The organism is Streptomyces sp. NPDC042100, from assembly GCF_055582325.1.
In genome coordinates, this window is record NZ_JBVJDK010000014.1 from 43,212 (window position 1) to 62,972 (window position 19,761).

The following is a 19,761-nucleotide window of genomic DNA, read 5'->3' on the forward strand; positions in this document are numbered from 1 at the left end:
GCCTAGCGTCGGCCGCCGGCGCGACACGAGACAGGACCCCGAGGAGCCCCTTTGACCACCCCACCGCCCCGCGGGCGAGCACGCGCTCTCGCGCTGGTCGCCGCGCTCGCGGCGACCCTCCTGGCGGGCTTCGCGCCCGTCGCCCTCGCCGACGACATACCGCTCGCCCCCGGGCACCGCCTCGTCGAGCACTACGAGGGGGCGCCCGCCACCGCCCGCCCCGTCCCCGCCGAGGCGCCGCCCCAGCATCCGTACCTCGCCCCCAACGGGCGCGGCGGGATGCATGCCGACGCCGCCGGCAGCGGCACCTACCCCTGGTCCGGGCCGCTCGGCCGTGACCCGAAGGTGGCCAGCGAGAAGATCGCCGCGCTCGGCGGCGAGTGCGCCACCGTGACCTTCGACGCGGGCGGTCGGCTCGTCACCGTCTGCGGCACCTTCAACGGCTTCCTGCTGAAACTGCTCGATCCGCGCACCCTGGCCACCCTCGCCGAGTACCAGCTCCCGCAGCGCTCCTCCACCGTCGAGGCCATCACCCGCCTCGACTTCGAGAAGATCTTCAAGGACACCTCCGGTGGCGCCTACTTCTACCTGGACGACCGCGACCGGGTCGTCCTGGCCGACTCCCGCCAGCACATCCTGCGCCTGGCTCACCGTCAGAAGGCGGACGGGGCCTGGGAGTTCACCGTCGAGAACGACTGGGACCTGACCTCCCTCGTCCCGCACGACTGCGTCGGCTGGACCAATCTCTTCCCCAGCGGCGTCTGCGACCCGGTCACCTCCGTGATGCCCGACTGGGACGGCCGGATCTGGTGGGTCACGCGGCTCGGCCGCGTCGGCACCGTCGATCCCGCCACCGGCGCCCCGCGCGCGATCCGGCTGGACGGCGAGGAGATCCAGAACTCCTTCTCGGTCGCCGAGGACGGCGTCTCCATCGTCTCCGACCACGCCCTCTACAGCTTCCGCGCCGACCCCGACGGCACCCCGCGGATCCAGTGGCGCCAGACCTACGACCGGGGCACCGGCACCAAGCCCGGCTCGGTCAACCAGGGCTCCGGCACCACCCCCGACCTCTTCGGCCAGAACGGCGCGCGGTACGTCGCCATCACCGACAACGCCGACGACCGGATGAACGTCCTGGTCTACCGGCGCGGCACCGACGTGCCCGCCGCCGACCGGCTCGTCTGCACGGTCCCGGTCTTCGGCTCCGGCGCCTCCACCACCGACAACTCGCTGATCAGCTGGGGTAACAGCCTCGTCGTCGAGAACAACTACGGCTACGAGAACATCACCTCGCTCACCTTCGGCCGCAGCGTCGTCGGCGGCGCCACCCGCGTCGACGTCCGCCCCGACGGCAGCGGCTGCGACACCGTCTGGGAGAGCGACGTCCGCTCTCCCTCCACCGTGCCCAAGCTCTCCACCGCCAACGGCCTGCTCTACTTCTACGAGAAGCGCCCCAACGTCCTCGGCATCGACGCCTGGTACCTCACCGCCGTCGACTTCCGCACCGGCAAGCGCGCCTGGTCCCGCCTGACCGGCACCGGCCCCGCCTACGACAACAACTGGGCACCGATCACCATCGGGCCCGACGGGACGGCCTACGTCGGCGTCTTCAACGGCATCGTCGCCGTCCGCGACGGCGCCTGACCCGCCCCGTGCGCGCGGCTGCCCGGGACCCACGAGGGTCCCGGGCAGCCGCGCGCCCCGCCCGTCCCGGCGGGGTCCGCTCACTCCATCTCGGGCATCTCGCCGACCGTCGTCTTCGAGTCGATCACCGCGAACGCGGCCCCCTGCGGGTCCACGATCGCCGCGAACCGCCCGAAGGGGCTGTCCATCGGCCCGAACACCTTCCGCCCGCCGGCCCGCTCGGCCGCCTCGACGGCCTTGTCGCAGTTGTCGACGGCGAAGTAGATCTGGATGTACGAGGGGATCTCCGGCGGGAAGTCGTCCGCGCTCATCTCCATCCGGCCCAGCACCGGCTCGGCCCCCAGGTCGAAGACCCGGTAGTCCATGTGCTGGTCCTTGATCTTCTTCGAGCCGTAGTCGAAGACCGCGGTGAAGAAGGCGTCGGACGCCCCCGTGTCCCGGGTGAACACCTCCGACCAGGCGTACGAGCCCGACTCGCCCTCCAGCTCGAAGCCCTCGTGGGCACCGCCCTGCCACAGCCCGAACACCACGCCCGCAGGGTCCCGGGCCAGGGCCATCGAGCCGAAGTCGCCCACCCGCATCGGCTCCATCAGCAGCGTGCCGCCCGCCGCCTTGACCTTCTCCGCCGTCGTCTCGACGTCGGGCGAGGCGAAGTACAGACACCAGGCCGACTGCGGCTCGCCGTCCTGGCCGGGCATCGGCGGGACGACCGCCGCGACCGCCTTGCCGTTCTTGTACGCCTGGGTGTAGTTCCCGAACTCCGAGGCGGACTCGCCGAAGGTCCAGCCGAGCACGTCCGCGTAGAACGCCTTCGCCCCCTCGATGTCCGTGAACATGGCGTCGGTCCAGACCGGTGTGCCTTCCGTGGGTGAAGCCATGACGGGACTCTCTTCCGATCGGTGAACGAATGCGTGTCTACGGCCACGCTATCCACGTCCGCCGCACCCCGCCTGGTGACGCACGGTGACCGCTAGGGGTGGGGGAGCGGGCCCCCGTCACCGCCGGTGTTCGCGGGCGGCCGGCGCCAGCTCCTTGACCAGCGCCCAGAACACCGGGAAGTCGGGGATCTCCTTCGACTCCCGCGCCCACCGGCCGCCCCCGGACGTCCGCACCACGAGCAGCCCGTCCCCGCGCAGCTCGCAGCGGCGCACCCGCTCCCACGCGGAGCGCCCCGACGGCAGCGTGATGCCCCGCCCGTCCAGCGCCACCTCGCCGAAGGCGACGCTGCCGCCCTCCTCCAGCGCCGACACCGCCCGGGGCAGGGCACGCCGCACGGTCTCGTCCAGGACGATCTGGGCCAGCTCCCGGATCTGCGAGTCGCTCGGCTTCGGCACCGTCTCCTCGTTGACGAAGCCGTCCACCGTCACCGCCCGCCGCCCGCCGGTGGACAGCCGGTACGCGTAGCGCGTCCCCGCGTACCCCCCGTGCACATACGTCCGCGTGACGTCCTGGTGCATCGCCGTCACCCCCGCCCACGGCACCGCCCGCGTGCGCCCGTCCCGGCCCGGGAAGAGCAGCCCGCGCTCGTAGAGGTAGACGTACTCGTCGGGCCGGAGCGAGGCGTTCGGCAGCCGTCCGTACGCCCACACCAGGCGCCCCAGCGCGCCGAACGGCAGCACCAGCAGCGGCACCCCCGCCCACGCGCCCACCAGCCGCGTGGCCAGCACCGGCAGCCACAGGGCCGCCACCACCAGGAGCAGCAGCGCGGCGGGCGGCACGCCCCGGCGCCGCTCGCCCTCCCGGTGGTGCGCCCGGAACCCCCGCAGATACATCCCGAGCCCGGCCGCGCGCGCGGTCCGCGTGGCCTCCTCGCCCGGCGGCGGCACCGTCACCCGGTCGCTCGTCGCCCGGCCGCCCGTCCTCACGTCGCCCGTCCCCACGGAGCACCCCCCTCCCCCTCCTCCCGATGATGTCAGGGGCGCCCCGGCGGGGCCAGACGCTCGACGGCATAGCGCGGGAACGGGCCCTCGTCGAGGGGGAGTTCGGGCCGCCACAGCTTCAGCACCTGGGCCGAGGGCAGGAACAGCGCGGCCGGCAGCCGGTCGAGCGCCGTCCACTCCCAGCGCTCGATCTTGTCGGGCTCGGCGACGGCCGGGGTGCCGCCGTGGGCGCCGACGACCGTCGCGGCGGTGAGCCGCGTGAGCTCCGCGGAGGTCGCGGTGTCCAGGATGAGCCCGATCACCCGCGCGTCGGCCTCGGCGGCCGTCAGCGTCGTCTCCTCGGCCAGCTCCCGCACCGCCGCCCGCTCGATCGACTCGCCGGGATCCACCTTGCCGCCCGGCAGCTCCCACACGCCCGAGCGGTGCAGGCCGAGCAGCACCCGCCCGGCCGGGTCGGTGACCACCACGCCGGTCCCGAGGGACGCCTGGGCGGGCGGGGGCTGGGTGTTGCGGTGGGCGACGGGCATGGACGCTCCTCGGGCCGGGGCCGCTGACTCCTCCCAGCCAACACCACGGCACCGACAGCCGACGCCGGCGCGGCGGGGCGGTGCCCCTCACAGCACCGCGACGCCCAGCGGGCGCGAGCCCGCCGCCAGCCGCCGGGAGGAGCCGTCGGCCAGGTCCACGACGGTCAGCCCGTCCCAGTACCCGTCGCGGGTGAAGCCGCCGGTGACGTACGCGGTGCGCCCGTCGGCCGAGACGGCCACGTCCTCGTGCGGGCCGTCCAGCGGGTAGACCCGCTCGGTGCCGTCCGGCGCCCGCACGGTGAGCGAGGGACCCCGGTCGGCGGACGGGTCGATCGGCCCGGTGCCGACCGCGAGCAGGGTGCCGTCGGGGGTGACGGTCACGCCGTGCTGGTGGGTGTTCGCCGTCATCCGCTCGATCGTGGAGCGCCCGGTGCGCGGGTCCAGCACCACCAGCCGCTCGCCCTCGAACGGCAGCAGCAGCCGCCCGTCCGAGGGGCGCACCGCCGCGTAGTGCGGCTTCAGCCAGGAGCCGAGCCCGCCCTCCGTGCCGTACGGGGCCACCTCCATCCGGCGCGGCCGCAGGGTGTCGGCGCGGACCGCCGTCACGTCGAAGGAGTCGTGGTCCGTCGCGTAGACCTCGGAGCCGTCGCGGGCCACGTCCACGTCGAAGGGGCGGCGGCCGACCGGTACGGCGGCGGTGACCTTCAGGGCCGCCGTGTCGATCACCTCCAGGGTGCCGTTCCCGCCCGGCACGTTGACGCCCACGTACGCCCGTCGCCCGTCGGGGGAGAGCGCGATGCCCATGCCGCCGCCCCGGTACTCGCCGGTGGTGACCGGGCCGGTCCGTGTCCGGTACGGGACCAGCGCCAGGCGCGCGCGGGCGGCCGTGTCCACGACGGCCACGCCCTCGGCGGTCGCGACCCAGGCCCGCCCGTCCGCGCCGACCGCGAGCCCGTACGGCGCGGTGCCGACCCGGACCGAGCCGAGCGGGCCGCGCGCGGGGTCCACGAAGGTGACCGTGTCCGCGCCGAAGTCGGCGAGGAGCAGGGTGCCCGCGGGGGTGGGTGTGGCGGCCGGGGCCGGAGGGGCGTCCGGCGTCCGGGCGGGGGAGGGCGTGACGACGGCGGTGCGGGGGGCGCCCGTACCGTCCGCCGCGGCGGACCCCGTGCCGCCCTGGGCGCAGCCCGCCAGCAGGACGGCGGCGACGGCCGTGGCGGTGGTGACGGCGGCGAGTCCGGCGGGGGTGCGGGGACGGCGCATCGGCGGGACTCCTCGGGAGGGGCGGATCGGGTGCTTCCTCCATGCTCCGGCCGCGCCGGGGCGGACCGGGTCAACCGATCGGCTGACCCTCCCGTTCCGGCCGGCGGCGGCTGGGTCATACTGACCCCGTTTCATTCAACAGATTGTTTAAGGAGGACTCTTGGCCGCCAGTTTCAAGACGGTCGTCGAGGTGGGCCCCGCCCACCTCGGCCAGGCGACGGCCCTCGCCCAGGCGTTCCAGGACGCCATCGCACCCGCCACCGTCAACTACGACTTCGAGCACATCCGCGCCGCCGCCGAGGCCATCCCCGACAGCGACGTCGTCCGCGTGGTCCGAGGCTGGGGGCTCCAGGAACACGCCCCCGTCCTGGTCATGGTGCTCTCCCTCAAGGAGGCAGTCCGCCAGGCCCTGCCGCCCGAGTCGGCCCAGGCGTCCTTCTGGGACACCGTCGAGCGCGAGCTGGTCGACGCCTTCACCGGACTCGCCGCCCAGGAGGGCCTGCCCGGACTCTCGTACTACGAGGAGGGCGCCGACCGCACCCGCTACTACCGGGACCTCTTCTTCGCCCTCCAGGACGAGGAGACCGGCGCGCACATGTACGCCATCGCCTTCTGTATCGACGTCACCATCGGCCTCGACAAGGCCGCCGTCGGCACCCTGACGATGACCGACGCCGTCCCGTTCGCGCTCCGGCTCAACGCGATCGTGCTGCGCCAGGAGCTCGCCCCGGCCCTCGCCGGCTGAGCCCCGCACCCCGTCACGGCCCGCCGTCCCGGGCCATGGCCCGTCGCCGGTACCGAGCGGTAACGTCGCCGCACCGCACAGACCGGCACGAGGACGGGACACCCGATGACCCAGAGGTTCGGCGACTACCAGAACGAGATCTACTTCGCGGGGCTCTTCGGCACCCTGCCCACCCTGCCCATGACCTTCGCCGAGCTCGCCGAGCGGGCCCGGGCCGCCCTCCCGCCGTCCGTCTGGTCGTACGTGGCCGGGGGCGCGGGCGAGGAGCACACCCAGCGCGCCAACACCGAGGCCTTCCGGCACTGGGGCCTGGTGCCGCGGATGATGGTCGGCGCCGCCGAACGCGACCTCACCGTCGACCTGTTCGGGATGCGGCTGCCCGCACCGCTGCTCATGGCCCCGGTCGGCGTCATCGGCCTGTGCGCCCAGGACGGCCACGGCGACCTCGCCGCCGCGCGCGCCGCCGCATGCACCGGTGTCCCGATGATCGCCTCCACCCTGAGCGTGGATCCGCTGGAGACCGTCGCCGCCGCGTTCGGCGACACCCCGGGCCTCTTCCAGCTCTACACCCCCACCGACCGCGCCCTCGCCGAGAGCCTGGTGCGCCGCGCCGAGACCGCCGGCTACCGGGGCATCGTCATCACCCTGGACACCTGGGTCACCGGCTGGCGCCCCCGTGACCTCGCCACCGGCAACTTCCCCCAGCTGCGCGGTCACTGCCTCGCCAACTACACCTCCGACCCGGTCTTCCGCGCCCGCCTCGCCAAGCCGCCGGAGGAGGACCCGCAGGCCGCCGTCCTGGAGTGGACCGGACTCTTCGGCAACCCGCTGACCTGGGACGACCTGCCCTGGCTGCGCTCCCTGACCGAGCTGCCGATCATCCTCAAGGGGCTGTGCCACCCGGAGGACGTCCGGCGGGCCAGGGACGGCGGCGTGGACGGGATCTACTGCTCCAACCACGGCGGCCGGCAGGCCGACGGGGGCCTGCCCGCCCTCGACGCGCTGCCCGGCGTGGTCGCCGCCGCCGAGGGGCTGCCGGTGCTCTTCGACTCCGGCGTCCGCACCGGCGCCGACGTCGTCAAGGCCCTCGCGCTCGGCGCCACCGCCGTCGCCGTCGGCCGCCCGTACGCCTACGGGGCGGCCCTCGGCGGCACCGACGGCATCGTCCACGTGCTCCGCGCCCTGCTCGCCGAGGCCGACCTGATCATGGCCGTCGACGGCTACCCGACCCTGGCCGACCTCCGCGCGGAGGGCGCCCTGCGCCGGGTCTGACGGAGCGGGGCCGGACGCCGCCGACCCCCGGCCGCGCGGTGCGGCCGGGGGTCGGTGACGGCTGTCGCCCGGTGTCAGCCGAGCTCGGCCACGGCGGCGACGGCGAAGGCGTGGTCCTGCTCGGGGGCCCCGCCGCCGATGCCGACGGCGCCGACGAGCCGCCCGTCGCGGTGGACCGGCACGCCGCCGCCGATGAAGAGCAGCGGCCGGTCGAGCGCGGTGGGCAGCGAGTGGAACGGTCCGTCCGGCTTGACCAGGTCGACGAGTTCGGCGGTCGGCGCGTCGAGCTGGAGCGCGGTGTACGCCTTGCGGGTGCTGGTCTCGCCGGAGATCAGCACGGCCCGGTCGTCCCGCCGGAAGGCGAGCAGGTGCCCGCCGGCGTCGAGGACGGTGACGCTGACGGTGACCCCGGCGGCATCGGCGGCGCGGCCGGCGGCGGCGATGACGGTGTCGGCGTCGTGAAGGGTGAGGCTCATGGGATCGCTTTCGTGAGGGAGGGAGGAGGGGGAGGAAGGGGGAGGAAGGGTCAGTGGTGTACGGGGACGGGGACGGCGTTCCCGGTCGCGCTCGCGCTCGTGCTCCCAGTCCCGGTCCCGGTCGCCCTCGCCGGGGCGCGGCGCTCCAGGGCGGCGGACCAGAAGGCGAGGCCGAGGGCCGAGGCGGCGAGGGCGGCGCCGACCCAGTTGGGGGCCGTGAGGCCGAAGCCGCGGGCGATGACGAGCCCGCCGAGCCAGGCGGCGAGCGCGTTGCCGAGGTTGAAGGCGCCGATGTTGACGGCGGAGGCCAGGGTCGGGGCGCCGTGGGCCTGGTCGAGGACGCGCTTCTGGAGCGGCGGCACGGTGGCGAAGCCGAGGGCCCCGATCAGGAGGATCGCGACGGCGGCGAGGACCTTGTGGCCGGCGACCAGGGTGAAGGCGGCGAGGACGGTCGCGAGCCCGCCGAGGGTCACGTAGAGCAGCGGCATGAGGGCGCGGTCGGCGAACCGGCCGCCGATCAGGTTGCCGGTGAACATGCCGACGCCGAAGAGGACGAGCAGCCAGGTGACGGCGCCCTCGGAGTAGCCGGCGACCTCGGTCATCATCGGCGCGATGTAGGTGATCGCGGCGAACACGCCGCCGAAGCCGAGCACCGTCATGGCCATGGCGAGCAGCACCTGCGGGTTGCGGAAGGCCCTGACCTCCCGGCCCAGCCGGGCGCCCTCCGGGCGCGGCATCGCGGGGACGAGCCGGGCGATGCCGAGCAGTCCGACGACGCCGAGCGCGGCGACGATCGCGAAGGTGACGCGCCAGCCCGCGGCCTGGCCGATGAAGGTGCCGAGGGGGACGCCGACGATGTTGGCGACGGTCAGACCGGTGAACATGGTGGCGATGGCGCCGGCCTTCTTCTCCGGCGCGACCAGTCCGGCGGCGACCACGGACCCGATCCCGAAGAACGAGCCGTGGGCGAGCGAGGCGACGACCCGGCCGGTCAGCATCAGGCCGAAGCTCGGGGCCAGGGCGGAGACCAGGTTGCCGATCACGAACAGCCCCATGAGGAGCATGAGCATCCGCTTCCGGCTGACCTTGTTCCCGAGCACCGTCAGCACCGGCGCGCCGACGACGACGCCGAGCGCGTAGCCGGTGACCAGCAGTCCGGCAGTGGGGATGGACACGCCGAAGTCTCCGGCGACCTGGGGCAGCACGCCCATGATCACGAACTCGGTGGTCCCGATCCCGAAGGCCCCGATGGCCAGCGCGAGGAGTGCGAGCGGCATGGCTCCACCCTTCCGTATTGCTTGAGTGAGCTCTTTACGTGCATCCACAATAATTGCAGACGCGCGTTAATTGCAAACGCAGGCAATTGGCGTCAGCGCCCCGCTAGGCCAGCAGCCCGATCAGCACCGGCCCGCACAACGGGAGCAGGAAGCTGGAGAACACGTACGTCACCGTGTACCCGATCAACGGGGTCGAGCTGCCCGTCATCGCCGTCACCGCGCTGATCGCCGGCGTGCTGCACTGCTGCCCCGCGATCGCGCCGAGCAGCACCGGGGGCTCGATCCGCAGGAACCGGCGCCCCAACCACAGCGAGAGCAGCGCCGGGACCAGCACCATGAGGACGCCCATCGAGGGCAGCAGCACCGGGTGGCGGGCCAGCAGGTCGAAGGCGTCACTGCCCACCGAGAGGCCGACGCAGGCGATGAACACGGCGAGCCCCAGGTCCTTGGCAAGCCGCGCGGCCGGCGCCGGGAACTCGCCCCAGGTCGGCCGCGACGCCCGGAGCTTGCCCAGCAGCAGCCCCGTGACCAGACAGCCGCCGCCGGTGCCGAGCGACACCGGGACCGAGCCCAGCGGCACCTTCACCATCCCGAGCAGGACGCCCGCCGCGAGACCGAAGCCGAGCAGTACGAAGTCGGTGCCGCCGGTCTCCGCCACGGCCTTGCCCAGCCGCCGGCCGATCGAGCGCACCTGCGCGGGCGACCCGCTCAGTTCGACCACGTCACCGGTGCGCAGCGCGGTCCCCTCGGAGACGGCCAGCTCCTTGCCGCCGCGCGCCAGCGAGGCGAGCCGGACCCCGTGGCCCGACTCCGGGAGCCGCTCCCGCAGCCGGGGCAGCGCCAGCCCGTCCAGCGCGCGTTCCGTCACCACGATCCTGGCCGTGCTCCACTCGGGCTGCGGCACTCCCTCGGGCAGCACCTCCTCCCGCCCCAGCGCGGGACCGACCCGCAGCACCGCCCTGCGCGGTCCGACCACCACCGCCAGATCGTCCCGGAGCAGCGCCGTCCCGGGCACGGTCTCCCGCCAGACCCCGTCCCGCAGCAGGTGCGAGACCGTCGCCCGGCCACGGCCCGGGGCCTCCGCCCCGCTCACGGTCAGCCCCGCCGCCGTACCGCCGACGCGGTAGCAGCGCCCCACGACGGCGGGCAGCGCGGCGGCGCCGTCGGCCGTCCCGGCGGAGCGCTCGCCGGTGTCCGGCCGGTAGCGCATCAGCAGCGGAGCCACCTGGCTGGTGAAGAGCACGATGGTGATCAGCCCGAACAGATAGCAGACCGTGTAGGCGGTCGCGACGTGGCCGACCAGGACCGAGGTGTGGTCCGCGCCGAGTCCCAGCCCCTCGATGGCCTGGCTCGCCGTGCCGACCACGGCGGACTCCGTCGCCGAGCCGGCCAGCATGCCGCCCGCGGTGCCGAGGTCGAGGTGGGCCGCCTTGCTGACGGTGACCGCGATCACCATCACCGTGACCGTCTCGATCAGCGACAGCACGGCGAACCGGGCGCCCCGCCGGTTGAGGTTCCCGAAGAAGGCCGGTCCGCCCGAGTAGCCGAGGGCGAAGATGAACAGGGCGAAGCAGAGGTTCTTCAGCTCCGCGCTGACCGGCACGCCGAGCTGGCCGATCACGAGGGCCGCGACCAGGGTGCCGCACACCCCGCCGAGTCTCACCGGCCCCACCCGTAGCCGCCCTATCAGCATGCCCACGGCGATGGAGACGAACACCGCCGTCTCCGGCGCCCGGTCCAGGACGTTGTGCAGCCACTGCATGCGCATCTGCTTTCCCGCGTGATGACCCGCGTGGTTCCCGTGTGGCCCCGCCTCCCGCCCGGATCCCCGGACAGCGGCGTGCGGGCGGCCCGCGCCGCCCGCACGAAAGCTAGGAAAGCCGCCTTCAGGACCCCTTCAAGACGGCTTCAAACGCGCCGGGCCCCGGGCCCTCGTCCCTTGAAGCCGGGCCCAAGGCGCCCGGCGGAGAGTGGTTCTCGGCCCGGGGTCTCGGAGGCACCGGGCCGTTCAGGGGCTTCGCCGCGGAGCTGCGCGCCGGGCCCGTCGTTCCGTCACAAGGTGAATGAACGTGCACGCCATCACATCAACGTTCGAGCAATATCCGGAATTGCTCGTCTTCCTCACCCTCGCCGTGGGCTTCTTCATCGGCAAGGCGCACTGGAAGACCATCGCCCTGGGGTCCGTGACCGGAACCCTGGTCGCCGGACTCGTCCTCGGCCAGATCGGCGTCGAGGTGAACGGCCCGCTGAAGGCCTTCGCCTTCCTCGCCTTCCTCTTCGCCCTCGGTTACCGGGTCGGTCCGGTGTTCTTCCGCGGCCTCAAGCGCGACGGCCTGCCGCAGGTCGGCCTGGCCCTGATCGTCTGCGTCACCGGCCTCGGCGTCTGCTACCTGTTCGCGAAGATCGCCGGTTACGACCCCGGTCTCGGCGCGGGCATGCTCGGCGGCGCGCTCACCCAGTCCGCGGTCATCGGCGTCGCCCAGGACGCCATCGGACAGCTCCCCGGCCTCTCCGACGCGGCCCGCACCGACATGGCGAACATCGTGCCGGTCGCCTACGCCGTCACGTACGTCCTCGGCACCATCCTCTGCGCCCTGTTCCTCGCCAACGTGGCACCCCGCCTGCTCGGCGTGGACCTCGCCGAGGAGAGCCGCCGGCTGGAGCAGAAGATGAAGGTCGAGGCCGCCAACGCCGACCTCTCCAGCGCCTACTACGACGTCGTGCTCCGCTCGTACGAGCTGGCCGTCGACGCCTTCGACGGACGGACCGTCGCCGAGGCCGAGAAGCTGCTCGCCGCGCACGGCGGCCCCAAGTACATCACCCGGGTCCGCACCCCCCAGGGCGTCACGGGCGCCGTCGCGGACACGGTCCTGCACAAGGGTGACGTCGTCGCCCTCACCTGCCGCCGCGAGAACCTCCTCGAACTGGAGCGGGGCGAGGTCTTCGGACCCGAGACCGTCGACCGCGAGCTCCTCGACTACGCCAACGAGAGCCTCGACGTCATCATCAGCCGCAAGGGCGGCGCCGGCCGCACCATCGGCGAGCTGCGCACCTCGGCCGCCTACCGGGCCGTCTACCTGGAGAAGGTCGTCCGCCAGGGCGAGTCGCTGCCGCTCGGCCACGACGTGAAGCTCCAGCCCGGCGACACCATCACCCTGTCCGGTCCCGAGGACCTGGTCGAGCGGGTCGCCAAGGAACAGGGCACCCCGGCCCGCACCTCGGAGACCGCCGACGTCTCCTTCATGACCCTCGGCGTCTTCCTCGGCGGCCTGATCGGCATCCCCGCCCTGCACTTCGCGGGCGTTCCGCTCGCCCTGTCCACCAGCGGCGGCGCGCTGATCATGGGTCTGGTCTTCGGCTGGCTGCACGGCCGCAACCCGCGCCTCGGCCACTGCCCCAAGCCCACCCTGTGGCTGCTGGACACCGGCGGTCTGTGCCTCTTCGTCGGCGTGGTCGGCCTCAACGCCGGTCCGAGCTTCGTGTCGGGTCTGAAGCAGGCCGGTGTCGGACTCTTCCTCTGGGGCGCGATCGCCACCATGGTCCCGCTGATCGTGGGCCTCTACGTCGGCCGGTACGTCTTCAAGATGGAGGTCCCCATCCTCCTCGGCGTGCTCGCCGGGGCGCAGACCACCACCGCCGCGATCGGCGCGATCACCGAATCCGCCAAGAGCCGCGTCCCGGTCCTCGGCTACACCGTCCCGTACGCCGTCGGCAACGTGCTGCTCACCCTCTGGGGCGTGCTCATGGTCGCCCTGCTGCACTGACCGGCCCCGCCCTTCCCTCCCGCCTCCCCCTTCCTCCCACCTCCTTCCCCACCCCCTTCCCTCACGTAGAACAACGGAGTCGTGCCATGACCGAATGCAGCGTTTCCCGCGAAGAGATGCGCCGGCTGAGCAAGCTGAGCCCCTTCGAGCTCAAGGGCGAGCTGATCGCCCTCGCCGCCCGCAGCGGCGACGGGCACTCCCGCTCGATGCTGAACGCCGGGCGCGGCAACCCGAACTGGATCGCCACCGGCCCCCGCGAGGCGTTCTTCGCCCTCGGCGCCTTCGCGATCGAGGAGTCCCGCCGGGTGTGGACCGCCGACAACCTCGGCGGAATGCCCGCCCGGTCCGGCATCGCGGACCGCTTCCGGACCTTCGTGCAGCGCAATCCGGGCATGGCGGGCATCGGCCTGCTGGAGCGCTGCGTCTCGTACGCCGTCTCGGCCCTCGGCTTCGACGCCGACGCCTGGGTGCACGAGCTGGTCGACGGCCTCATCGGCGACAACTACCCGGTGCCCGACCGCATCCTGACGCACTGCCAGGACGTCGTGCGCAGCTATGTGGCCGCCGAGATGTACGGCTCGGAGAGCCCCGAGGGCAGCTTCGACGTCTTCGCGACCGAGGGCGGAACCGCCGCCATGTGCTACATCTTCGACTCGCTGATGGTCAACAAGGTGCTCAGGAGGGGCGACAAGATCGCGCTCCTGGTGCCCACCTTCACCCCCTACATCGAGATCCCGCACCTGGAGCGCTACGGCTTCGAGGTCGTCAAGGTCGAGGCCAACCTGTTCGCCGAGGCCGGGGTGCGCGACTGGCGCTACCCCGATACCGAGATCGACAAGCTGGCCGATCCCTCCGTCAAGGCCGTCTTCGTGGTCAACCCCTCCAACCCCCCGTCGGTGGAGATGAGCGACCACGTCCGCGACCGGATCGTGGACATCGTGAAGCACCAGAACCGCGAGCTCATCGTCGTCACCGACGACGTCTACGGCACCTTCGTCGACGGCTTCACCTCGCTGGTCGCCGCCATCCCGCAGAACACCCTGCTGGTCTACTCCTACTCCAAGCACTACGGCTGCACCGGCTGGCGGCTCGGCGTGATCGCCCTGCACGAGGACAACGTCATCGACCGGATGATCGCCGCGCTGCCCGCCGAGGAGCGCGCCGCGCTCGACGAGCGGTACGGCTCCCTCCAGCTCGACCCGTGGAACCTGAAGTTCATCGACCGCATGGTCGCCGACTCCCGCGAAGTCGCCCTCAACCACACCGCCGGCCTCTCGCTGCCCCAGCAGGTGCAGATGATGCTCTTCTCCCTCTTCGACCTGCTGCCCGAGGGCCAGGAGTACAAGAGGCTCATCCAGAGCATCGTCCACCGCCGCCTGGACCTGCTCCTTGAGGGCAGCGGCATGAAGATCGCCGACGACCCGAAGCGCGCCGCGTACTACATCGAGCTGGACATTCTGGCGGAGGCGGAGCGCGAGCAGGGCAAGGAGTTCGCGGACTACCTGGAAGCCACCTACGAGCCCACCGACATCCTGTTCCGGCTCGCCGAGCAGACCTCCGTGGTCCTCCTCAACGGCGGCGGCTTCGACGGCCCCGAATGGTCGGTCCGGGTCTCGCTCGCCAACCTCGACGACCTCGACTACCTCAAGATCGGCCACAGCGTCCGCGAGGTCCTCGACGGCTACCTCGCGGAGTGGCGGGCCGTGACCTCCGTGGCCGCCTGGTCCGAGTAGGTCCCGTGCGCCACTCGGCCCTCCGCTCCCCGGCCGGGGCGAGCGGAGGGCCGAGTCCTCGTTCCCGGGTCGCCGAGGGTTGGGCGTCCCGGGTTGGGCGTTCCGGGTTGGGCGTTCCGGGTCCCGGGTCCCGGGTCCGGCGTCGCGGGTCCGGGGTCCCGGGTCCGGCGTCGCGGGTTCCGGGAACTCTCAGCCGCGCACCGGAGCGAGGCGGGCGGCGAGCTCCGCCCCGTCCCAGTCCGCCGGACGGTGCGAGGCGGCGACCCGCAGCAGCGCCGAGGGCCTGTCGCCGGGCTCGCGCAGCAGGGCGGCCGCGGCGTCGCGGTCACCGCTCCGCCACAGCGCCAGGACCACCACCACCCGGCCGAGCCCCAGACAGGCGAACGGCCAGGAACGGACCACGTCCTCCAGCCGGACGGCGACGGCGCGGGCGGCCTCGGCCGCGTCGGCCGGGTCGCCGGTGCCGCCCGGGGCGGCCTGGCCGGCGGTGCCGCGCAGCGCGAGCACCTCGCGCAGCGCGTGCAGACAGCCGACCAGCAGCGGGCCGAACTCGGCGTCGGGATCACGGAGTCCGGCCTCGATCACCCGGTCGGCCTCGGCCGCCCGGTCGTCCAGGATCAGCAGCAGCGCCTCCACCGAGGCGATCCTCAGCGCCGCACCGGGCACCCGGCCCCGGCACCCCACCAGCCGCGCGAAGCGCAGGGCCCCGCGCGCGGCGGCCGGATCGCCGCAGAGCCACTCGAGACCGGCGAGCACCGGCCCGACGACCGCCGACAGGTGCCCCGAGCCCCAGGCGGCCCCCGACTCGCGCGCGGGCGCCGCGCCCAGTGCCCGGTAGGCCGCCCGGAACTCCTCCAGGGCGCGCGGCCAGTCGCCGTCGAGCAGCGCCCGGACCCCGCGCACGGTCAGCCGGTACGTCGCCCCTTCCGCGCCGTCCGGCCCGCCGGGTCCTTCGCCGTACGCGCCGAGGGTGCCCCACTCCTCGGCCTCCTCGGGACGCCCGCACAGCAGCAGCCCGAGCCGGGCGGCGGCGAGCGCCTCCGCGTCACCGAGCGGCAGCGCCAGGTCCACCGCGCGCCGGAAGTCGACGACGGCCTCGGCGAGGCATTCCCCGCCCCACTGCATCCGGACCCGCGCCCGCCGGATCCGCAGCCCGGCGGCGGCCCGGTCGGCCTCCTCGTCGCCGTGCGCGTCCCCGGCGACCCGCAGCGCCCGGTCGAGCCAGCGCAGCCCCTCCCTGGCACCCGGCTGGTCGTCGGCGAGCTCGGCGGCGCGCGACAGGACGCGGATGACCTCGGTGTGAGGCAGGTACAGCCGCCCCTGCCAGGCGTGCTCGGCGAGGACCGCCGGACCGCCGAACCCCGTCGTCACGAGGCGCCGGTACAGCCGCGCGTGCATCTCGGCGACGGCCAGCTGGCCCCAGCCGCGGCGCACCGCGTCCCCGTACAGCGGCACGGACAGCCGCACGAAACCGGGCGGCACCCCCTCGTCGCTGAGCAGCCCGAGCGCCAGCAGGGAGTCCAACGGGCCCTGCCCGCCGTCGCCCTGCGGCCCCGGTACCCGCTTGCCCAGCGGTACGGGGAACGGCTCCCCGTACACCGCCGCGGCCAGCAGCAGTTCCCCGGCCCGTTCGTCGGGCACCGCGAGCCGCACCTGCCGCACCACGCCCTCCGGCACCCCCGACGTCAGCACCCGCGTGGCGTCGGGGCGTCCGGCCGCCGCGCCGGCGAGCAGGGTGAGCAGCCGGGGATGCCCGCCGGTCCGCGCGTGCGCGAGCCGTACGGTCTCGTCGTCGACCGCCGTCCCGGTCCCGGCCCGCAGCAGCTCGCCCGCCTCGGCCACGGAGAGCCCGCCCAGGGTCATCCGGCGGCCGGCCTGCACGACGGCGTTCCAGCGGACCCGGTCGCGGGCCTGGGCCTCCGGGGCGGTGGCGACGACCAGCAGCAGGGGCAGCACGGTGGCGCGGGCGGCGAGGAGTTCGAGGGCGCGCAGGGAGTCCCCGCCGGCGAGGTGGAGGTTGTCCACGAGCAGCACGGTGGGCGGCAGCGAGTCCTCCGTGAAGTACCGCAGCAGGGCGATCCGGGCGGTGAAGGCGGCGGCGCAGGTTCCGGAACCGGCGGCCTCGGCCTCCGCGACGGCGGCCACCGCCCGGACGGCGGCGGCGCCCGACTCGTCCACAGGGGCCCCGACTTTGGCGAGCAGGCGCCCCCACAGCCACAGCGGAGGGGCGCCGTCCATCAGGGGTGCCGTCTCGAAGGCCGTCCGGATGCCCCGGGCTTCGGCGAGCTCGCGGGCCAGGCGCAGCACGGAGGACTTGCCGAAGCCCGCGCGCCCCTGGGCGACGAGCAGTCCGCCGGTTCCCTCGGCGAGGGCGTCCAGCGCGGCCACCAGGGACGTGCGTTCGTCCTTGAGACCCGAGAGCACGACCTCGGCGTCGGGCCTCGGCCGGGACCGGGCGGGGACCGGCTCCGGGCCCGGGGAAGCAGAGGAAGGGGACGCAGGGGGTGCGGGGGGTGCGGGGGCGAGGCTCGGGGCGGAGGACTCCCGCAGGACCTCGGCCAGCGTGCGCTGGAGGAGCGGACCCGGAGGCAGGCCCGTACGCTCGGCGAGCGCCTCGCGGGTGCGGTGGTACGCGGCGACCGCGTCGGCCCGCAGCCCCGCGCGGTGCAGCGCGGTCATGTACATCCAGCAGGCGGGCTCGCCGGCCGGATCGGCGGCGCACCGGGCCGCCAGCTCGTCCATCACCTCGGCGTGCCGCCCGCAGTCGAGGGCGGTCGTCAGGCGCAGTTCGACCGCCTTGTGGTGGACCGCGCCGAGCGCGGCGGCCTCGGCGCGGGCGAACTCGTAGGCACCGAACTCCTCGAACGGGTCGCCGCGCCAGAGGGCCAGGGCCTCGGCGGCCAGGTCCATGGCGGCGGCCGGTTCGGCGGCGGCGAGTCCGGCGGCCCGTGTGCAGGCGGCCCGCATCCGGTGGACGTCCACCTGCTCGGGGTCCACGTCGAGCAGGTAGCCCGGCGCCCGGGTCACGATGAGGGACCGGCCCTCGTCCCCGCAGGCCTCGGCGAGCGCGCGGCGCAGGTTGGACACGTACACCTGGAGGGTGCCGGTGGAGCGGTGGACGCCGGGCCCCCAGACCTCCTCCATGAGGCGCTGCTGGGAGAGCGTCCGGCCCGGACGGGTGGCCAGCAGGGCGAGGACGGCCCGCTGGCGGGGCGGCCCGAGGGGGACGACCCGGTCGCCGACGCTCACCCGCATCGGCCCGAACAGCCGGAACTCCAGCATCGCAGTCCTCTCGCGCCCGCCGCCCGCGACGGCCCCAAGAGATCCACACTAGGGAGCCGCGGTACTTCCAGTCAGAGCCCTTGGGCCCGGCTCCGGGTGACCTACGCCCCGGACCGTCCCGGGGGCTTGGCCCCCGGGATCCGGCCCTCTCGGGATCCGGCCCTCTCGGGATCCGGCCCTCTCGGGATCCGGCCCCCCGAGATCTGGCCGCCCCCGGGATCCGGCCCCCCCGGCCCCGGCCCGCTCCGCGCCCGTCAGCCCTCCGGCCGCAGCAGCTCGTCCACGACCGCCCGCGCGGCCCGGACCACCGCCGCGCGGGTGTCCGGCGTGTGGTCCAGGGTCTCGAAGGCGTGCCGGGCCAGCGGGGCGTCGACCACCTCGACCCGTGCCCCCGCCTTCCCCGCCACGGCCAGGAACGCCTCCACCGCCGCCGCGAACACCTCGTGCTCCCGGCCCGCCCGGATCAGCACCAGCGGCGGGCTCGCCGCCCCCACCGCCTCCGCCGGGCGGAACGCCGGGTCCACCGCCCGCCACGCCTCCGGCGGAGCGAGCACCGGATAGCTCAGGGCCACGGCGCGCAGCCACGACGGCGGCGCCCCGAGCCAGTCCGCCGACAGCAGTCCGCCCGCCGACAGGAACCAGAGCGCGACCCGGTCCCCGTCCACCCGCGGATCGGCGCGTACGAGCTCGACCGCCGCCGCCACGTCCTGGGCCGCCCTCGGATAGTCCTCCAGCCCGTGCAGCCGGTGGTCCACGGTCGCCCCCACCACGCCGAGCCCCGCCAGATACCGGGCGTAGCCCAGCAGCGTCGCCGAGTCGCGCGGCGTCGGCCGCTGCGCCGGGGACACCGGCCCGCCGTGCACCAGCAGCACCGCCGGCCGAGGCTCCCCGGACTCCGGCAGGTGCAGATCGACCCGGCCCCGCCGCTCCCGGGGGCACTCCGGGACGTCGAGCAGAAACGTGCCGGGCGCCGCGTCCGGGCTGCCCGTCGCCGCCGCCCCCACACCCGCCGCGTCCGGACGCGGCGGCGCCACCCGGTGCCCCTCGTCCGCCGCCGCCCTCAGCAGCGCCCCCGCCAGCGCCTCGGGCGCGGACAGCATCGGCCAGTGGCCGGTGGGCAGTTCGAGGAAGCCGACCCGGGGCGACGCCAGCGCCCGGTACTCCGGCGGGCCCGTCGCCACCAGGAGCTCCACCATCGCGATCCCCGCACCGCCCGCCGTGCACAGCACCCCCGTCGTCGGCCGGTCGAAGGGGGAGCCGGCCAGCCGCAGCGGCTCGGTCAGCGTCCGCTCCGGCTGCGGCGCGGCGAGCCGGTCGAGCAGGCCCAGCGTCTGGGGCGACAGCCCCTCCAGGCTGCCCCAGCGCCCCCACCCCGCGCCCGTCGGCGGCGCCACGAAGCCGTCCCGCGCCCCGGTCCCCGCCGGGGCGAGCGCCAGCGCCGCGTCCCCGTCGCCCGGCATCCCCGCGTCCAGGTACACCACCCGCGCCACCCGGCCCGGCCGCCGGTCGGCCGCGCCGAGCACCGGGTGGATCCCGTAGTCGTGCCCCACCAGCACCACCTCCGGCGCCGCGCAGGAGTCCACCGCCCGCAGCACGTCCGCGACGTGCGTCCCCAGGCCCGTGTCCGGCCCCCCGGCCGGACCGTCCGACATGCCCGTCAGCGCCACCGGCCGCACCTCGGCCCCGGCCGCCCGCAGCCGCTCCGCGGTCTCCCGCCACACCCAGGCCCCGGTGAACGGGCCCGACACCAGCACGAAAGCGGTCATCTTCGTCTCGTCTCCCCATGTCCTCGCACGTCCCCGGCCCGACGGCCCAGGGACCGGAACCGTAGGAACTCCCCCTGGGGGAGGTTCAAGCCCGAGCCGCCCTCGGCAAGCGCTCCGAGCGCACCGGTTAGCCTG

14 protein-coding genes are annotated in these 19,761 nt (G+C 74.4%); 5 read left to right on the plus strand and 9 right to left on the minus strand.

What is annotated here, in order from left to right; translation table 11 throughout:
• Positions 1 to 51 precede the first annotated feature (51 nt).
• Positions 52 to 1,644, plus strand: coding sequence for a hypothetical protein (locus ACZ6J5_RS28275; protein WP_469396144.1), 1,593 nt, complete (start codon positions 52 to 54; stop codon positions 1,642 to 1,644).
• A gap of 80 nt (positions 1,645 to 1,724) precedes the next feature.
• Here ACZ6J5_RS28275 and ACZ6J5_RS28280 read toward each other — a convergent pair whose 3' ends face one another.
• The 4 genes from ACZ6J5_RS28280 to ACZ6J5_RS28295 all read right to left on the minus strand — a co-directional run bounded on the left by ACZ6J5_RS28280 (position 1,725) and on the right by ACZ6J5_RS28295 (position 5,311).
• Complete coding sequence (locus tag ACZ6J5_RS28280) at positions 1,725 to 2,522, minus strand: VOC family protein (RefSeq protein WP_469396146.1); 798 nt, start codon at positions 2,520 to 2,522, stop codon at positions 1,725 to 1,727.
• 117 nt (positions 2,523 to 2,639) lie between these two features.
• Complete coding sequence (locus ACZ6J5_RS28285; protein ID WP_469396148.1) at positions 2,640 to 3,509, minus strand: DUF6585 family protein; 870 nt, start codon at positions 3,507 to 3,509, stop codon at positions 2,640 to 2,642.
• Between the two features lie 47 nt (positions 3,510 to 3,556).
• Entirely contained in the window at positions 3,557 to 4,051 is a 495-nt protein-coding gene (locus ACZ6J5_RS28290) for a nucleotide triphosphate diphosphatase NUDT15 (RefSeq protein WP_469396150.1), read from the minus strand.
• 87 nt (positions 4,052 to 4,138) lie between these two features.
• A complete protein-coding gene (locus tag ACZ6J5_RS28295; protein WP_469396151.1) occupies positions 4,139 to 5,311 on the minus strand; it encodes a YncE family protein in 1,173 nt (390 codons plus the stop codon).
• A 160-nt stretch (positions 5,312 to 5,471) separates the two neighbouring features.
• On the opposite strand from ACZ6J5_RS28295, the gene ACZ6J5_RS28300 reads away from it, so the two are divergent.
• Positions 5,472 to 6,056 (plus strand): Type-2Aa cytolytic delta-endotoxin, encoded by a 585-nt coding sequence (locus ACZ6J5_RS28300; RefSeq protein WP_469396153.1) that lies wholly within the window; start codon positions 5,472 to 5,474, stop codon positions 6,054 to 6,056.
• A 105-nt stretch (positions 6,057 to 6,161) separates the two neighbouring features.
• On the plus strand, positions 6,162 to 7,328 hold the full coding sequence (locus ACZ6J5_RS28305; protein ID WP_469396154.1) for an alpha-hydroxy-acid oxidizing protein: 1,167 nt from the start codon (positions 6,162 to 6,164) through the stop codon (positions 7,326 to 7,328).
• A gap of 74 nt (positions 7,329 to 7,402) precedes the next feature.
• Here ACZ6J5_RS28305 and ACZ6J5_RS28310 read toward each other — a convergent pair whose 3' ends face one another.
• The 3 genes from ACZ6J5_RS28310 to ACZ6J5_RS28320 all read right to left on the minus strand — a co-directional run bounded on the left by ACZ6J5_RS28310 (position 7,403) and on the right by ACZ6J5_RS28320 (position 10,843).
• Entirely contained in the window at positions 7,403 to 7,804 is a 402-nt protein-coding gene (locus ACZ6J5_RS28310) for a GlcG/HbpS family heme-binding protein (protein WP_469396156.1), read from the minus strand.
• 50 nt (positions 7,805 to 7,854) lie between these two features.
• On the minus strand, positions 7,855 to 9,081 hold the full coding sequence (locus tag ACZ6J5_RS28315; RefSeq protein ID WP_469396158.1) for an MFS transporter: 1,227 nt from the start codon (positions 9,079 to 9,081) through the stop codon (positions 7,855 to 7,857).
• Positions 9,082 to 9,184: 103 nt separating this feature from the next.
• Positions 9,185 to 10,843, minus strand: coding sequence for an aspartate-alanine antiporter-like transporter (locus ACZ6J5_RS28320; protein ID WP_469396160.1), 1,659 nt, complete (start codon positions 10,841 to 10,843; stop codon positions 9,185 to 9,187).
• Between the two features lie 301 nt (positions 10,844 to 11,144).
• Here ACZ6J5_RS28320 and aspT point away from each other — a divergent pair, with 301 nt between their 5' ends.
• Together aspT and ACZ6J5_RS28330 are read left to right on the plus strand one after the other, a co-directional pair.
• Positions 11,145 to 12,845 carry an aspartate-alanine antiporter gene (gene aspT / locus ACZ6J5_RS28325; protein WP_469396162.1) on the plus strand — a complete coding sequence of 567 codons (1,701 nt, stop codon included), beginning with the start codon at positions 11,145 to 11,147 and terminating at the stop codon, positions 12,843 to 12,845.
• An 86-nt stretch (positions 12,846 to 12,931) separates the two neighbouring features.
• A complete protein-coding gene (locus tag ACZ6J5_RS28330) occupies positions 12,932 to 14,578 on the plus strand; it encodes a bifunctional aspartate transaminase/aspartate 4-decarboxylase (protein WP_469396164.1) in 1,647 nt (548 codons plus the stop codon).
• 189 nt (positions 14,579 to 14,767) lie between these two features.
• Here the strand turns inward: ACZ6J5_RS28330 and ACZ6J5_RS28335 are convergent, their stop codons facing one another.
• The gene (locus tag ACZ6J5_RS28335; protein ID WP_469396165.1) at positions 14,768 to 17,860 is read right to left on the minus strand and encodes a BTAD domain-containing putative transcriptional regulator; all 3,093 of its coding nucleotides are present in this window, start codon (positions 17,858 to 17,860) and stop codon (positions 14,768 to 14,770) included.
• 254 nt (positions 17,861 to 18,114) lie between these two features.
• Positions 18,115 to 19,626 carry an alpha/beta hydrolase gene (locus tag ACZ6J5_RS28340; protein ID WP_469396167.1) on the minus strand — a complete coding sequence of 504 codons (1,512 nt, stop codon included), beginning with the start codon at positions 19,624 to 19,626 and terminating at the stop codon, positions 18,115 to 18,117.
• Positions 19,627 to 19,761: the final 135 nt, after the last annotated feature.

Excerpts from the sequence above, each read along its gene's own strand:
- ACZ6J5_RS28280 (WP_469396146.1), bottom strand. The coding sequence starts at position 2,522 with ATGGCTTCACCCACGGAAGGCACACCGGTCTGGACCGACGCCATGTTC.
- ACZ6J5_RS28290 (WP_469396150.1), bottom strand. The coding sequence starts at position 4,051 with ATGCCCGTCGCCCACCGCAACACCCAGCCCCCGCCCGCCCAGGCGTCC.
- ACZ6J5_RS28295 (WP_469396151.1), bottom strand. The coding sequence starts at position 5,311 with ATGCGCCGTCCCCGCACCCCCGCCGGACTCGCCGCCGTCACCACCGCC.
- ACZ6J5_RS28305 (WP_469396154.1), top strand. The coding sequence starts at position 6,162 with ATGACCCAGAGGTTCGGCGACTACCAGAACGAGATCTACTTCGCGGGG.
- ACZ6J5_RS28310 (WP_469396156.1), bottom strand. The coding sequence starts at position 7,804 with ATGAGCCTCACCCTTCACGACGCCGACACCGTCATCGCCGCCGCCGGC.
- ACZ6J5_RS28315 (WP_469396158.1), bottom strand. The coding sequence starts at position 9,081 with ATGCCGCTCGCACTCCTCGCGCTGGCCATCGGGGCCTTCGGGATCGGG.
- ACZ6J5_RS28320 (WP_469396160.1), bottom strand. The coding sequence starts at position 10,843 with ATGCAGTGGCTGCACAACGTCCTGGACCGGGCGCCGGAGACGGCGGTG.
- aspT (WP_469396162.1), top strand. The coding sequence starts at position 11,145 with ATGAACGTGCACGCCATCACATCAACGTTCGAGCAATATCCGGAATTG.
- ACZ6J5_RS28330 (WP_469396164.1), top strand. The coding sequence starts at position 12,932 with ATGACCGAATGCAGCGTTTCCCGCGAAGAGATGCGCCGGCTGAGCAAG.
- ACZ6J5_RS28335 (WP_469396165.1), bottom strand. The coding sequence starts at position 17,860 with ATGCTGGAGTTCCGGCTGTTCGGGCCGATGCGGGTGAGCGTCGGCGAC.
- ACZ6J5_RS28340 (WP_469396167.1), bottom strand. The coding sequence starts at position 19,626 with ATGACCGCTTTCGTGCTGGTGTCGGGCCCGTTCACCGGGGCCTGGGTG.